The 15,576-nt window shown below is 39.3% G+C and carries 9 protein-coding genes, 1 pseudogene and 1 riboswitch; of the genes and pseudogenes, 7 read left to right on the forward strand and 3 right to left on the reverse strand.

The window, feature by feature from the left end:
• Positions 1-3: 3 nt before the first annotated feature.
• The 5 genes from ACTB0Y_RS10545 (at position 4) to ACTB0Y_RS10565 (ending at position 6,668) form a co-directional block, all read left to right on the forward strand.
• Complete coding sequence (locus ACTB0Y_RS10545; protein WP_463206783.1) at positions 4-483, forward strand: chemotaxis protein CheD; 480 nt, start codon at positions 4-6, stop codon at positions 481-483.
• A 64-nt stretch (positions 484-547) separates the two neighbouring features.
• Positions 548-1,639, forward strand: coding sequence for a protein-glutamate methylesterase/protein-glutamine glutaminase (locus ACTB0Y_RS10550; protein ID WP_463206784.1), 1,092 nt, complete (start codon positions 548-550; stop codon positions 1,637-1,639).
• A 182-nt stretch (positions 1,640-1,821) separates the two neighbouring features.
• Positions 1,822-4,095 carry a PAS domain S-box protein gene (locus ACTB0Y_RS10555; RefSeq protein ID WP_463206785.1) on the forward strand — a complete coding sequence of 758 codons (2,274 nt, stop codon included), beginning with the start codon at positions 1,822-1,824 and terminating at the stop codon, positions 4,093-4,095.
• A 93-nt stretch (positions 4,096-4,188) separates the two neighbouring features.
• Positions 4,189-5,628 (forward strand): choice-of-anchor Q domain-containing protein, encoded by a 1,440-nt coding sequence (locus ACTB0Y_RS10560; protein ID WP_463206786.1) that lies wholly within the window; start codon positions 4,189-4,191, stop codon positions 5,626-5,628.
• Positions 5,629-5,645: 17 nt separating this feature from the next.
• Complete coding sequence (locus ACTB0Y_RS10565) at positions 5,646-6,668, forward strand: endonuclease/exonuclease/phosphatase family protein (protein WP_463206787.1); 1,023 nt, start codon at positions 5,646-5,648, stop codon at positions 6,666-6,668.
• Here the strand turns inward: ACTB0Y_RS10565 and ACTB0Y_RS10570 are convergent.
• Positions 6,625-8,094, reverse strand: coding sequence for a CCA tRNA nucleotidyltransferase (locus tag ACTB0Y_RS10570; protein WP_463206788.1), 1,470 nt, complete (start codon positions 8,092-8,094; stop codon positions 6,625-6,627). The two genes, ACTB0Y_RS10565 and ACTB0Y_RS10570, sit on opposite strands and share 44 nt — an antisense overlap.
• Positions 8,095-8,287: 193 nt before the next feature.
• Here ACTB0Y_RS10570 and trxA point away from each other — a divergent pair.
• Together trxA and ACTB0Y_RS10580 are read left to right on the forward strand one after the other, a co-directional pair.
• Positions 8,288-8,641: pseudogene (trxA, locus tag ACTB0Y_RS10575) on the forward strand (thioredoxin); the annotation flags it as partial.
• A 398-nt stretch (positions 8,642-9,039) separates the two neighbouring features.
• Positions 9,040-9,135, forward strand: a riboswitch (TPP riboswitch).
• Between the two features lie 34 nt (positions 9,136-9,169).
• Positions 9,170-11,617: a TonB-dependent receptor gene (locus ACTB0Y_RS10580; protein WP_463206789.1), complete on the forward strand. Its 2,448-nt coding sequence runs from the start codon at positions 9,170-9,172 to the stop codon at positions 11,615-11,617.
• A gap of 52 nt (positions 11,618-11,669) precedes the next feature.
• Here the strand turns inward: ACTB0Y_RS10580 and ACTB0Y_RS10585 are convergent, their stop codons facing one another.
• Complete coding sequence (locus ACTB0Y_RS10585) at positions 11,670-13,967, reverse strand: TonB-dependent receptor plug domain-containing protein (RefSeq protein ID WP_463206790.1); 2,298 nt, start codon at positions 13,965-13,967, stop codon at positions 11,670-11,672.
• Between the two features lie 139 nt (positions 13,968-14,106).
• The gene (locus ACTB0Y_RS10590; protein WP_463206791.1) at positions 14,107-15,369 is read right to left on the reverse strand and encodes an aminotransferase class I/II-fold pyridoxal phosphate-dependent enzyme; all 1,263 of its coding nucleotides are present in this window, start codon (positions 15,367-15,369) and stop codon (positions 14,107-14,109) included.
• Positions 15,370-15,576 lie beyond the last annotated feature (207 nt).

Here is a 15,576-nt window from a genome sequence, read left to right on the forward strand (position 1 = left end):
TTTATGGATAACCTACCATTACACTATTTATACCCGGCAGCACTTTTTGCACCAGCAGAGCCACATTTAATTAATACACTTTTGGGCTCCTGTATTGCAATTTGCCTGTACGATCCCATTCAGCAAAAAGGCGGTATGAACCATTACATGCTACCTTTCTGGAATGGTAATGGCCTGGCATCGCCCAAATATGGAAATATTGCCATTGAAAAGCTCGTAGAATCTTTAACCCAAAATGGTAGTAAAAAGAACAACCTCATCGCCAAAATATTTGGTGGTGGAGAAGTTATAGAATCACAACACCACTATTTCGATATAGGCAAAAGAAACATTGAAGTCGGACATCAAATGCTCCACGATTTAAGAATTCCCATTAAAGCCGAAAGTACGGGAGGCAAACAAGGTAGGAAAATACAATTCAACACCATTACAGGAGCTGTAAAAATGAAGTATATTAGCAAGCAGGAAATAAAGAGCAAATAACCTCAACGGTTTCATAACCTAAACAGAAAAATGGTTATTTGTAGTGATGTAAAATTTTTGTAGTATGACAAAACCCATTAGAGTACTTGTAGTAGACGATTCAGCTGTAGTCAGGCAAACTTTATCTGATATACTTAATGCAGATAGACACATAGAAGTTATGGCTGTAGCCTCCGACCCCTATTATGCTGCAAAAAAAATTCAAAAAGAAGTACCCGATGTCATCACACTCGATGTTGAGATGCCACGCATGGACGGGTTAACATTTTTGCGAAAGCTCATGACCCAGCACCCGTTGCCTGTGGTTATTATATCGTCACTTACAGATAAAGGTACCGAAACTGCCATCAAAGCTTTGGAATATGGTGCTGTAGATATCATCACAAAACCCAACATGAGCACAAAAAAGTTCTTTGAAGAATCAAGTATAAAAATATGCGATGCTGTAAAAGCAGCTTCAAGAGCCAGGGTTGACCGAAAAAAAGCACAAAAACCAAGACCTGTTCCCCAAAACATGCAAAATATCGCTCCTAAATTATCTGCTGATGCAATTATTCAGCAAAGAGCGAACCGCAGTATGATAGAAACCACAGATATTGTGGTAGCTGTTGGAGCGTCAACAGGGGGAACGGAAGCACTCAGAGAATTTTTGATGGAATTGCCACCCGATAGTCCGGGCATAGTAATAGTGCAGCATATGCCAGAGCATTTCACACGCTCCTTTGCCGAGCGATTAGATGAATTATGTCAGATTTCAGTTAAAGAAGCCGCTGAAAACGACACCATTATTCGTGGACGCGCACTCATTGCTCCCGGCAACCATCACCTTTTAATTAAACGGTCTGGAGCACGCTATTATGTAACAATAAACGAGGGGCCTTTAGTAAACCGGCACCGCCCGAGTGTGGATGTCATGTTCAGATCGACCGCACAGTATGTGGGGAAAAATGCCATTGGTATGCTAATGACAGGCATGGGAGCCGATGGAGCACAGGGGCTCCTGGAAATGCGCGAAGCAGGAGCTATTACAGTTGCCCAGGATGAAAAATCGTGTGTAGTATTTGGCATGCCCAAAGAAGCCATTGACCGTGGTGCAGCTAAACATATTTTGCCACTCAACCAAATGGCCGGATTTGTGGCAAAACATAAAAGATAAATCCATAAGCAACATCACCTGATAAACATCACCTACAAGTACTTCTGTCATCACTGCCCAATTAATAGCCTTACCATTAATACCCCTGCGCTTAAATCTTTTTCGATGTCTTGCCATAAATAAGTCAAAAAATAATATATTTGATATTTGATAAACAACCATGTTCGCGAAAAATTAATCTCATGGGGAAAAAGAAAAAATTTACCGGTATATTTCTGACAATAAGTATTATTGCAGCACTATTACTTCACTTTTTTATAATTAAAGGTATGCTCTATGGTCAAAACATAGAATTTACCTGGAGTAACTTTATAAGTCTTCACGAAAACGCTATCTTTTACCTGATAGATAGTATAATCATACTAATACCATTATTTGCGTGGTTTTCAGGATCATTTTTCGAAAACAAGCTAAACAAATATGCCCAGGTATTAGAAAACCGCGACCACCAATACGAAGAAGTTAGTGAGATTGCCAAGAATCTTACTATCGGGAATGTGGATTTCGAAGCCGGCGAAAAAACAGATAATAAATTGGTTGAACAACTACTGGCACTGAGGGACAACCTAAAAAAGCAAAAAGAAGAAGAAGAAATTCGCAAAAAGGAAGACAACCAGCGGCATTGGGTATCTGAAGGACTTGCGAAATTTGGCGATATTTTAAGGCAAAACAACGATAATATTGATACCCTCTCATTTGAAATAATAAGCGAATTGTGCAAGTACATACATGCTGTGCAGGGAGGATTCTTCTTACTCGAAGATAGCGATCCAAAAGACAAGCATTTCAAATTAACCGCACATTTTGCCTACGACCGCCAAAAATACAACGAAAAAAGAGTTGAATGGGGAGAAGGACTCATTGGCCGGGCTGCATTTGAGCAAAAAACGCTTTACATAGATGATGTGCCTCAGGATTATGTAGAAGTTACATCAGGCCTGGGCCAAACCAACCCAAATGCACTTTTAGTTGTCCCTTTGAAATTCAACGAGGAAGTACACGGAGTACTGGAACTTGCAGGTTTTGAGATGTTTGATCAATATAAGATTGACTTTGTAGAAAAAATAGCTGAAAACATTGGCTCCACAATAAGCAATGTAAAAATCAACCTTAAAACAGCCAAGTTTCTTAAAGAGAGCCAGGAGCAAGCAGAAAGGCTCTCACAACAAGAAGAAGAAATGCGGCAAAACATGGAAGAGCTTCAAGCCACACAGGAAGAAGCCGCCAAACAGTCGAAAGAGTTTGTTAGCTTCACAAACTCCGTGAACCATACCCTCATACGGGCCGAATATGACGTGAATGGCATACTAATATATGCCAACACAAGATTTCTGAATAAACTGGAGTATGAAAATAGCTCCGAAGTCGAAGGACACCATATTTCCATGTTTATAAATGAAAAAGATAAAGAATGGTTTAACGATATCTGGAACGAACTTTCTAGAGGCGGTCAACATTTCGAGGGTTACATGAAACACGTAACCAAAAAAGGCAAAGATCTTTGGACCATGGCAACTTACACGTGTGTGAGAAACGAAGAAGGTGGCGTAGAAAAAATTCTCTTTCTCGCCATCGACACAACCGAACATAAGAAACAATCGCTTGATTATGAAGGCCAAATAAGAGCATTAAACCTTGCAAACATTAAAGCTGAATATGCCCCTTCAGGTAAATTTATTGCCTGCAACGATAAATTTCTAGAATCTGTGGGCTACACGATGGACGAAGTTAAAGAAACCAGCATATTCGATTTCTTTACAGAAGAAAACCAATCTAACTTTGATGAACTCTGGAACAATGTGGTCAATGGCGTACCTTACCAGGGCCAACTAAGTGTAACCGTTAAAGGTAAAAAAATTAAATGGTACCAGATGACCCTCATATCAGTAAATAACATGTATGGAGAGGTCGATAAAATATTGGTGCTGGCTGTGGATATCACAGACCAAAAAGAACTCGAAATAAAAATAAGCGAGCAAAACCGCATTCTTAAAGATCAGGAAGAGAAGCTTAAAAACTCCGAAATGGAGCTTCAAAAGCGGCTCGATAAAGCAAAACGTGACTTACGCCAGCATTTTAAAGAAATAGAAAAGAGTAAGGTACGTCACGAGAAAACCCTGGAAGGAGCACTTGATGCTATTATTACAACCAACCAGAACGGGACCATAGAATTCTTTAACAAAGCCGCCGAAAATCTTTGGGGTTATGAAAGAAAAGATGTCGTAGGCCAAAATATTAAATTACTATTCAGTAAAAAGATTATAGAAACCGATGATTTTGTGAAACGTTTTGTAATGCCGGGGCTCGAAAAAATTGTAGGCGAACGTAAAGAAATAAGCATAACCACCAAAGATGGAGAAAACAAGCAAGTGCTTATGCTACTCTCAGACGCAACAGTAGACAAAGTCCATACCTACACAGCCTTCATACAACAAATTGAAGTTGAGCTTTTTTAAAATAAAATCATAATCAAACAATAAATCGGCAATACTGCCGGTTTATTTTTGTTTTAAGTAATATATCATAAACCAATTAGCTCCCCGGAAAAAATGCGATACTTAATTATACTTTCATTGCTATTCATAGCATTCATAAGTTGCGAAGAGGATGAATTTCTTACTTCAGCATCAGCCAAATTACAATTCTCCACCGATACTGTCATGTTCGATACAGTTTTCACCGGGATAGGGTCAGCAACCCAACGATTTAAAGTCTATAACCGGCACCAGCAGCCAGTAAAAATATCCTCAGTAGAACTCGCTAAAGGCAACAATTCTCATTATGCAATCAATGTTGATGGCATATCAGCCAATCAGGTCGATGACATCGAGATTAAAGCCAATGACAGCATATACGTTTTTGTAGAGGTCAATATCAACCCCTCAAACGACGACATGATTGAAAAAGACTCCATACTTTTTTACACAAATGGAAACTTGCAAAATGTAAAAACCATAGCCTTCGGACAGAATGTTAATCTGCTTATGGGAGAAAGCCTGACTACACAAACCTGGGATGCCACACGACCTTACCTGATTTACACCTCTTGCCTTGTCGACACACTGGAAACCCTAACCGTTGAACCAGGAACAAAAATTTATTTCCATAACAATGCCAGCCTTTTCATATTGGGTTCTCTTAAAGTAAACGGCACATTAGATGAACCCGTCTCTTTTAAAGGCGACAGGCTTGAGAACTTCTATGATGACAAACCCGGACAATGGGGCGCTTATACTATTCTTGAAAATGGCGCGACTTACGTGTTCGGGGGATTACATTTTCTTCCGGGAAGTTTTGAAAATGAAATCGATTATGCCATAATAAAAAATGCCAACAAAGGCATACAACTCGATTCTGCAATAGGCAGTAATTATACGCTCAGTATTTCCAATTCAATTATATCGCATATGAACCTGGCTGGTATTTACGCACAAACCAGCAGCGTTAAAGGAGAAAATCTGGTATTAAATAATTGCGGAAGCCACGCCATAGCCCTCGTATTGGGAGGCAAATACAATTTTAATCATATCACCATAGCCAACTACACGCCATACAGCTCAAGAAACACAGCATCTGTAGCACTAAACAATTATTTCGTAGTGGGCAATGCAGGCTATGTATACGATCTCGAAGAAGCCACTTTTACAAATAGCATAATATATGGCGATGGCGGAGAAAATGGAAACGAAATAGTGCTCGACAATGCCGATGAAGGCACATTCAACTATTTTTTCGATCATTGCATCGTAAAAGTAAGCGACGAATTCAACCTGAGTGATGAAACCCATTTTCAAAACATTATTCGAAACCCTGAACTCGGTCCACGGTTCGTATCAAAAGAAGCGTACAACTTTCAACTCGATACGCTCTCGCCTGCCATAAATGCAGGAAAAACAGAATATGGGTTGGCTACACCTATTGACCTCAACCAAAATGACAGAACAGCAGACCAGGCTCCGGATCTTGGAGCATATGAGCGGCAACAATAAAAATTAATTGTATTGATATGAAAAAATATTTGCTAATCACCCTTTTGGCAATAATAAGTAGCTTTACGCTCATTGCTCAGGAAAATGATTTCCGTATAATTTTTTATAACGTTGAAAATTACTTTGACCCCGTAAACGACAGCATTACAAAAGATGAAGAATTCACTCCGGAAGGCACGCGCCATTGGTCGTGGTATAAATACAATGACAAGGCCGCTAAAATTTATAAAGCTATTGTAGCATTTAGTGGCTGGCAACAACCAGACATAATAGCAGTTTGTGAAATTGAAAACCGTTATGTGCTTGAAAACTTATTAAAAAGAACCCCGCTTGGAGATAACGCGTATAAAATTGTACATAAAGAAAGTGAAGACTTTCGCGGAATAGATGTAGGGTTATTTTACAATGCTGAAACTGTCTGGCCCATAAATGAAGATTTCATTAAAATCCGTTTCGAAAATCAGCCGAATAAGCGCACCAGAGATATTTTGCACTTTAAAGCATTGTTAAAAAACAAAGATACCTTACACGTTTTCGTCAACCACTGGCCATCGAAATATGGCGGGGCAGTGGCTACAATACCATTTCGAGCAGAAGCTGCAAGAACTTTACGGACAGTAACCGATAGCATATTAAAAGTAAATCCGAGGGCAAATATTGTAATCACCGGTGATTTTAACGACACACCAAATGATGTTTCCATACAGGAGCACCTCGGGGCAGTTGCACCCAACAAAGTTGACGAACATAAATTAGTTAATCTGAATTTGGGTTTAAACAAGAACGAATACCCCGGCACACATCGTTATCAAGGTCAATGGTCAATGATCGATCAATTCATTGTTTCCAATGTGATGCTCAAAAAGGAAAATTCCGTATACACCAACCCTGGTAAAATGAAAATTGGTTATCTGGATTTACTTCTGGAAAAAGATGATAAATATACAGGCAAAAAACCCAATCGTACCTTTATTGGCTTTAGGTACCATGGTGGTTTCAGCGATCATCTTCCGATTTTGCTTGACCTTGAATTAAAGTAATATCATTTTTCGACCTCACGAACTTCAGGTTATTTTCGGCAGCAAAGCCTTCCATAAAAGCCCAGGCATCATCAAAATTATTGCTTATTTCCCCATCGAGAATTGCATTTTTTATAGCCTGTTTAATATCTCCAATAATCCTTGAAGGGCCAATGTCGAATGCCTGCATTATCATTTCTCCGGTAATTGGAGGTTGAAAATTCCTTACACGGTCCTTTTGTTCCACCTCCAGTAATTTTTTTCTTACAATCTGATAATTGTGCAAATACCGCTGAACCTTTTCATGATTTTTTGAAGTAATATCGGCTTCGCATAAAGTCATCAAATCATCTATCTCGTCTCCTGCCTCAAATAACAATCTGCGCACAGCCGAATCTGTAACTTCGTCTTCGACCAATATAATGGGTCGCATATGGAGGCTCACCATCTTCTGTACATATTTCATTTTCTGATTCAGGGGTAATTTCATCCTTTTAAATATCCCCGGAATCATTTTAGCACCTTTATATTCATGCCCGTGAAAAGTCCAGCCATGCTCCTCAACAAAGCGTTTGGTGCGAGGCTTCCCAATATCGTGTAGCAAAGCAGCCCAGCGCAACCAAAGGTCATCAGTTAGTCTGGCGAGATTGTCGAGTACCTTGAGTGAATGAAAAAAATTGTCCTTATGCGCCATACCTTCGCGTTTCTCAACACCCTGCATTGCTGACAATTCCGGAAAAACATATGACAAAATGCCACTTTTCGCCAACAACTTAAACCCAACAGATGGTTCCGGAGCAAGAATAATTTTATGCAACTCCTCGTTTATCCTTTCTTTAGAAATAATCTTTAACCTCTCTACATTTGACACAATGGCATCAAAAGCCTCCTCGTCTATATGAAAATTTAACTGTGTTGCAAACCTAATTGCCCGGAGCATACGTAAAGGATCATCTGAAAAAGTAACCTTAGGGTCGCGCGGAGTACGAATAATTCCCCGTTTTAAATCAGAATAACCATTAAAAGGATCTATCAGCTCACCATAGTTATCCTGATGAAGACTCAAAGCCAGGGCATTAATCGTAAAATCTCGACGCAACTGATCATCTTTCACTGTACCGTCTTCCACTATAGGGTTTCGCGAATCATGATTGTAAGACTCTTTTCGCGCACCTACAAACTCATATTCAGTATCTTTATACCTGAACATGGCCGTACCATAACTCTTAAAATAAGAAACCCTGATTTTAGGATCTATTCTATGAGCAACGTCCCTGGCCAACTTAATTCCACTTCCTTCTACTACAATATCTACATCTTTTGAACCTCTGCCTAATATAAGATCCCTTACAAACCCACCTATTACGTAAGCCTCCTGCTCCTGGCCGGTTACAATATCTGATACATACTGAAATACTATATTTTGAATATTTTCACTAAACTTCATTCGTCCTCATTTGTTATAAAAATAGTGGACAAAATTACAACTTTTCCCATTTGTAAAAGAAAGTTACAAGCCTTTTTAAAAAAAATGGGGAAAACAGAGTTGCAAAACAACCAATATAATGGCATATGATTTGCAACATATGTAGAAATATAAATTTATTCATAAAAAAAACAAAAAAGACATGCCTGAATTTTTAACGAAAGACACATTTAAAGAAAAAATTTTCAACTTCGAGGAAAATAAAGATTGGAAATTTGAAGGCGACAAACCTGCAGTTATCGACTTCTATGCCGATTGGTGTCAGCCATGTAAAATGGTAGCCCCCATTCTTGAAGAACTTGCAGAAGAATACAATGGTAAAATTGATATTTATAAAATTGATACTGAAGATCAGCGCGAATTAGCAGCTATGTTTGGTATCCAAAGTATACCATCACTTTTGTTCATACCAGTTGACGGGCAACCACAAATGGCTGCCGGAGCCTTACCAAAAGAAACCTTCAAGAAAGCATTTGCAGACGTGCTTAAAGTTGAAGAACCCGCTTAACATAATCACAAAGCGAAAAAACCTGCCCCATCGGCAGGTTTTTTTTTGGAAAAATTTTCAAACTACCCCCTACCCTAACCAGTGCCTGTCCATAAAGACTGCGTGTCCAGTGAATAAATTCCATTTTCAAGACTTTATTCGCAAGCCTCAAAATATTCAATGGTGCTCATGAGCTCCCTTTGGTCGGTTCGAAACTCAAAACCGTTGAGTTTACTGGAGTAAATAATGCGGTTTTGAGTAAGAGTAACGAAGAAAATGGAGTTTATTGACGGACACTAACCAGTCTGTTTATCAAAGAAAGAAACAAAAATGGTAACCAAAAGCATAATAAAACCAGGGCATTTGATTATTGAACATACTCAAAAGGCATAATTTTTGTTTGTTGTCTGCCGACAAAAGGTCGCAATCGGGGGTGCCCTAAATAACGGGCTGAGATCATACCCTTTGAACCTGATCCGGGTAGTGCCGGCGAAGGGATATCAAAGTATTTTCCCCCCATTGCATATTGTATAACTTAAACTTTCAACTATGAAAAGTGTAACTTTTACAGTTGTGCTGGTTTTAATAATGCATTTTGCCAGCGCACAAAATCTCATCAATGGGGTTGTGACCAGCGAAGACAACGAACCACTCAGTGGAGCAACCATTAAACTCTCACCAGGCAACTACGAAACAATTACCAATGGTGGTGGAAAATTCGTAATCAACAATGTTAAAAATGGGCAGTATGAAATACTGGTTACTTTTCTGGCCCATGAACCCTACAGGGAGAAAATTAAGATTACGGAAAACATCTCTCTAAAAATTTCCATGGAAAAAAGTGTAATTCAAACACAGGAAATTATCGTATCCTCTACCCGGGCCACAGACAAGACCCCAACAAGCCACACAACCATTGGAAAGGAGATGATTCAAAAACGGGAAGCAGTGCAGGACATACCTTACCTGCTACAATTAACACCATCTGTTGTAACTACGTCAGATGCCGGAGCAGGCGTAGGTTATACCAATTTCAGGATCCGTGGTACAGACCTAAACCGGATAAACATTACTGTAAACGACATCCCACTAAATGATGCCGAATCGCATGGAGTGTGGTTTGTAAACATGCCAGATTTTATTGAAAGCACAAACAGCATTCAAATTCAGCGAGGAGTTGGCACATCTACCAACGGAGCAGCTGCCTTTGGCGCATCAATAAACCTGCAAACCAACGACATTAGCCTCAGGCCATACGCAGAAATAAACAATGCTGCCGGCTCCTTCAACACCATGAAAAATACAGTAAAAGCAGGTACCGGCCTGATTGATGGAAGATACAGTTTTGACGCCCGGCTATCACGCATTAAATCAGACGGCTTTATTGACCGGGCATCTTCTGACCTGAAATCTTTTTTTGTTTCAGGTACCTATCGCTCCGAAAAAGATGTAGTTAGGGTTAATGTTTTTTCAGGTAAAGAAATCACTTACCAGTCGTGGGAAGGCATACCAAAAGCTAAGCTAAACCAGGATAGTGCTGCCATGATGCAATTTGCCTACAATATGGGATACGACCAGGAAGAAATTGCAAACCTATTTGAATCAGACCCTCGTACATACAACAGATACATGTACGAAAACCAAATAGACAATTATCAGCAAGACCATTACCAGGTGTTCTACACCCGGAACTTCAATAAAAAGTTGTCGGCAAACATTGCTTACCATCAAACCAATGGCTACGGCTACTATGAGTCGTACAGATACAATGAAGATATAGCAGACTATTTGGCAGAACCAATAATTGCAGGTGCAGATACCATTACAGAAACAGATGTAATAGATCGTAAATTTCTTGACAATATTTTCTACGGTGGAATTGGCTCCATTAAACTTAATTTACCCAGACTAAAAGCTACTCTGGGCGGTGGATGGAACCGATATGACGGGAGCCACTACGGAGAAGTGATGTGGGCCCAGAACAATCTAAGTACATTTGAAGCGCAACACCGTTTTTACGATAATACTGGTGTAAAAGACGATGCCAATATTTATGCACGGGCAAACTTCATGGTAAATGAGCAGCTCTATACCTATATTGACCTACAGTACAGGCATATTAATTACGAAATTGATGGGTATGACGATGGTCAAAGAGATATTACACAATCTCATACATACAACTTTTTTAATCCGAAAACAGGTTTATTGTTCGAACCCACTGACAAAATCAGTGCTTATTTAAATGTAGCTATTGCAAACCGCGAGCCCAACCGCACAACCCTCGTCGATGCAGATCCGGCAAAACCCGAGCCTACATCAGAGCGATTATACAACACAGAGCTTGGTGCTGAAATAAAAGATGAATCATGGCGAATTAAAGCAAATGCCTACCTCATGTACTACAAAGACCAACTTGTGCTGACAGGTAATATCAACGATGTAGGTAGTGCCATTATGGAAAATGTTGACAAAAGCTACAGAACCGGTATTGAACTTATATGGGGAGTAAAACCTTTTGAATGGCTTAACTGGCAGGCAAACATAACTTTGAGCCAAAATAAAGTACTCAACTTTGTAGCCTACACAGACAATTGGGACACCTGGGGACAGGAAATTGAAGAACTGGGAAAAACAGACATTTCTTTCTCCCCTGAGATTGTTGCAAAAAGTCAATTGGGATTCAACCCTGTAAAAAATATCAATATTAGTTTAATAACCCAGTATGTAGGCGAACAATACATCGACAATACCTCAAGCGAGGACCGCAAGCTGGACGACTACCTTGTTAATAATTTAAGGTTTAATTATTCCATTGAAACATCATGGCTAAAGCAGGCAGCTGTTTATTTACAAGTAAACAACTTGCTTAACGAAGAATACATCACCAATGCATGGATTTACCCATTCTATTCGGGTGGTGAAATCAACTATCTGGATGGTTATTATCCACAAGCAGGAATAAATTTTATGGCAGGTATTAACCTGAAATTTTAAAAATAGCAAAAGGTCGGGAATACCCGGCCTTTTTTATTTTACCTACAAACGATTAAAGACTTATCCTAAAACCACCAAAAATTCGCAATGGATTCTGGGGTGCTCCTCCGGCAAACTCCACAGCTGCCGACCCGGCACCCAAACTTTCAGGTGCTGCACCAATATTGATATTGCGGTACCGCTGGTCTAATAAATTCGAGCCCTTTATAAACAAAGTAAATCTCCTGGTTAACCCATATTGCACATTTGCATTCAACAGCACAAATCCGTCTATTGTCTGATACTCACTTGCATCCGCTGCTTGAACACTGGCAGCATTTATTGCACGCTGATCAGACATCCATATTAATGCCGGGGAAACTGTTAAGTTACCCCACTTAATAGTTCCTCTGAATTTTACCGTATGATTTGAGATGCCCGGCAAATTCCGCTCTTTTAAAGGACCCGATTCATCAATATCTGTGAACCCTTCAATATAGCTATAAATCAATGAGGTCCTGAGTTGCATGTCAGAATTCAAACTTTTTTTATAATCAACAATCAAGCTCCCACCATAAATTGTTGACTCACCTAAATTGTCGTTTACCTGTATAGCATCAATATAATAATCTGTGCCCGGGTACAAATGATCAGGATACAATGACTCTACCGTTTCATTATTTACCACAGGACTTATAAGACCGGAAACAAGAGAAGTATAAGCTGTGGTGCGTATACTCATTTCTTCGCCAAAATATTTCTGAAAACTGATTTCAAAAGTTTGAACTTTCTGCGGATTAAGCTCTTCGTTGGGGAGTTGCATAAATTCAGCATAATAGGTACTCGAATCATTAGTGGGCATTAAGGTACCATACCGATCATACATATATTGCGGCGAAGGGGCTAAATAAGCGGTTCCAAAAAGGGTTTTTATTGTAAAATCCTTTCTTTCTTCATATACCAAACCCAACCTTGGGTTTATGGTCGTGCCATACCGATCATCATTATCAATTCTGGCACCTGCCGTTAAAGTTAAAGGCAAACGAAACTTGTAATAAACCTGCAGTAAACCGCCTATATTATTGTAATCAGTGCGGATTAAATTAGCAGGAATACCTTCAGGCAACAGAAAATCATATTGGGAATTCACAATCACACCGCCCGGATCACTCCCAAAAACGGGGTAATCCAAATTATTACTGCGTGGCATGGAAACATAATGAGCAAAGGACACTCCCCCGGTTACCTTAATAGCATCAGAAATATCATAACTGATTAATTGTTCTGCTTTAGTCATCCATCCATAAGCAAAAAGGTAGGCCGGTTCCATATTGGAATATAAATTCCGGAAATTACTTCGGCTATTTAAATCATAGCGGCTGTATGTAAGGTCAGACATAGACTTAAATTTACCAATCTGTTTTTCATATGATAAATTCAGCATATTTACATAATGTCCAAAAAACTGCTCATGATTGTAGACTGCATTATGAGGCGAATTGGCCATTGTGGATGGATTTCTTCCATAGTTCCCGAAATAATTAATTTCTATATCCTTAAAATTAACACCAGCATATAAACCATATGCCATCAAAGCATGTGATTTATGAGGTTCTACTGAGGTTTCCGGTGTGATTGGGCCTTGTATTGTATTGAAGGTCCCTGTTTCTAACTCTTCATCCATACCCTGATATAAATCAGGATAAAAGTTAGCCAGGTCAGGCTGTTCGTCATAAAAAAATTGTCCCCCTATGGAAAAAGTTAAATCCTCACCCAACTGGTCGTGTGTATAAAAATTACCATTAACCATATTGTCCATACCACCTTCAACAGTAATTCTGTTCGCCGCTTCACTATTTTTGTCATCAGTAATAATATTAATAACACCTGAAAAAGCATCGGCTCCGTATAACGCTGAAGCCGGACCATAAATTATCTCAACTTGTTTGGCAAAATGTACCGGATAATTCTCCATTATTGAAATCAGGTCGTTAGTAGGAGGACTAATTTTCACACCATTCAACAAAATCTGGAATTTATCCATATACCTGATACCACGAATAGTAACATCATTCATCCATCTCGGGTCTACACCATAATCTACTTTTACATCAGGCATATCATAAAGCACATCAAGCAGCGATCGATAACCTCTGTCAATAATTTGCTGCCTGGTAATAACTTCAACTGTGGCAGGAGCTGTTACAGAACTTTGTCCATGGGTTCTGGCTGCTCCATAGACTTTTATATTCGTTAATTCTTCCAACGACAAAGCAGAAAACTCTTCAAGGGTCAGTGAGTCTATATCTTCCTGGGCAAGAAGGGTACAAGGAACAAACAAAAGAAATATTAGTAAATATCTTTTTTGCATATGGTGGTCTTTAGTTGGGTAATAAAAAATGCATAACCAAAAAACTTTGCCATTTCAAGTTACAAAAAAAATGATGATTTACGGATATAAAAAAAGCCGGCTGCAAACACAACCGGCATAAATACGAATGTAAATATTCTTATTCCTGAGGAATTTCAGGAAAGCTATCTTTATTGTACTCACCTGCTTCGAGCTTAGTGCGGCAAGCTTCAAAAGCTTTCAGGGTAACTTCCACATCCTCCAGTGTATGCTTTGCAGTAGGTATTAATCTCAGTAATATTTCTCCTTTAGGTATTACCGGATAAATCACCACTGAACAAAATATGTTGTGATTTTCGCGTAAATCCATAACAAGGCTTGTGGCTTCGATAATGCCTCCGTGCATCATTACGGGCGTAACGGGCGAACCAGTAACACCAATATCAAACCCACGTTCCTTTAATCCACCTTGAAGAGCTTTAGCAACCTTCCATAGGTTTTCTCTTAACTCTGGTTTATTTTTTAGTAACTCCAAACGTTTCAGTGCTCCTATAGTCATCGGCATTGGCAAAGATTTGGCAAATGTTTGTGAACGCATGTTATAGCGAAGATAACCCACAACATCAGCATCGCTGGCAACAAAGGCACCAATACCTGCCATTGATTTTGCAAATGTTGAAAAATAAACATCAATCTCATCTTGTACACCAAAATGCTCACCTGCACCTGCACCTGTTTTGCCCATAGTCCCAAAACCATGCGCATCATCTACTACCAGGCGAAAATCAAAATCTTTTTTCATGGCCACAATCTCGTCAAGTTTACCAAGATCGCCGGCCATTCCAAATACCCCCTCAGTAATTAAGATAATGCCACCATTATTTTCTTCCGCGCGTTTTGTGGCAAACTGTAGCATCTTGCGGCAACGAGCCATATCGTTGTGAGGAAAAACAAAGCTCTTTCCGCCCTTGGCTTTGTGCAAAAACACACCGTCCATAATGCAGGCATGCGATTCTGAATCGTACACAATCACATCATTTCTGCCAGAAAGGGCATCGATAATGGATACCATACCCTGATAACCATAGTTTAGTAAAAAAGCATCGGGTTTTCCGACAAACTCGGCCAGGTTATGCTCTAATTCTTCATGTTTCTTCGTTTGACCACTCATCATGCGCGCACCCATGGGATAAGCCATGCCATAATCTTTTGCTGCTTGTGCATCTGCTTCTCTTACCTCAGGGTGGTTGGCAAGTCCTATATAGTTATTCAAACTCCAGGTGAGGACATCTTTTCCCTGAAACTTCATGTGAGGATCAATGTCGCCCTCAAGTTTTGGAAAAGAGAAATAACCGTGGCCTGCCTTTTGATACTGTCCAAGGGGACCGGGATTTTCTTTTATTTTTTCAAATATATCAATCATAACAGGATGATATTAAATTAAAATTTATCGCGCAAAGTTACTTTTTTAATTGATTTTTCCCAAGAATTCCAATTCAGGGTACAGGGCAAACGCATTTAAATTTTTAATACTTTTTGTCTAAAGTCAGGGTTTAAGGCAGCTAATAATCTTTTATTCTTTTTACTTGCTTTAACAGATTTCTCTGTATTTAATAGAGATAGAGCAATT

Source organism: Salinivirga sp. (assembly GCF_055145285.1).

Excerpts from the sequence above, each read along its gene's own strand:
- ACTB0Y_RS10590 (WP_463206791.1), bottom strand. The coding sequence starts at position 15,369 with ATGATTGATATATTTGAAAAAATAAAAGAAAATCCCGGTCCCCTTGGA.
- ACTB0Y_RS10550 (WP_463206784.1), top strand. The coding sequence starts at position 548 with ATGACAAAACCCATTAGAGTACTTGTAGTAGACGATTCAGCTGTAGTC.
- ACTB0Y_RS10570 (WP_463206788.1), bottom strand. The coding sequence starts at position 8,094 with ATGAAGTTTAGTGAAAATATTCAAAATATAGTATTTCAGTATGTATCA.
- ACTB0Y_RS10580 (WP_463206789.1), top strand. The coding sequence starts at position 9,170 with ATGAAAAGTGTAACTTTTACAGTTGTGCTGGTTTTAATAATGCATTTT.
- ACTB0Y_RS10565 (WP_463206787.1), top strand. The coding sequence starts at position 5,646 with ATGAAAAAATATTTGCTAATCACCCTTTTGGCAATAATAAGTAGCTTT.
- ACTB0Y_RS10555 (WP_463206785.1), top strand. The coding sequence starts at position 1,822 with ATGGGGAAAAAGAAAAAATTTACCGGTATATTTCTGACAATAAGTATT.
- ACTB0Y_RS10545 (WP_463206783.1), top strand. The coding sequence starts at position 4 with ATGGATAACCTACCATTACACTATTTATACCCGGCAGCACTTTTTGCA.
- ACTB0Y_RS10585 (WP_463206790.1), bottom strand. The coding sequence starts at position 13,967 with ATGCAAAAAAGATATTTACTAATATTTCTTTTGTTTGTTCCTTGTACC.
- ACTB0Y_RS10560 (WP_463206786.1), top strand. The coding sequence starts at position 4,189 with ATGCGATACTTAATTATACTTTCATTGCTATTCATAGCATTCATAAGT.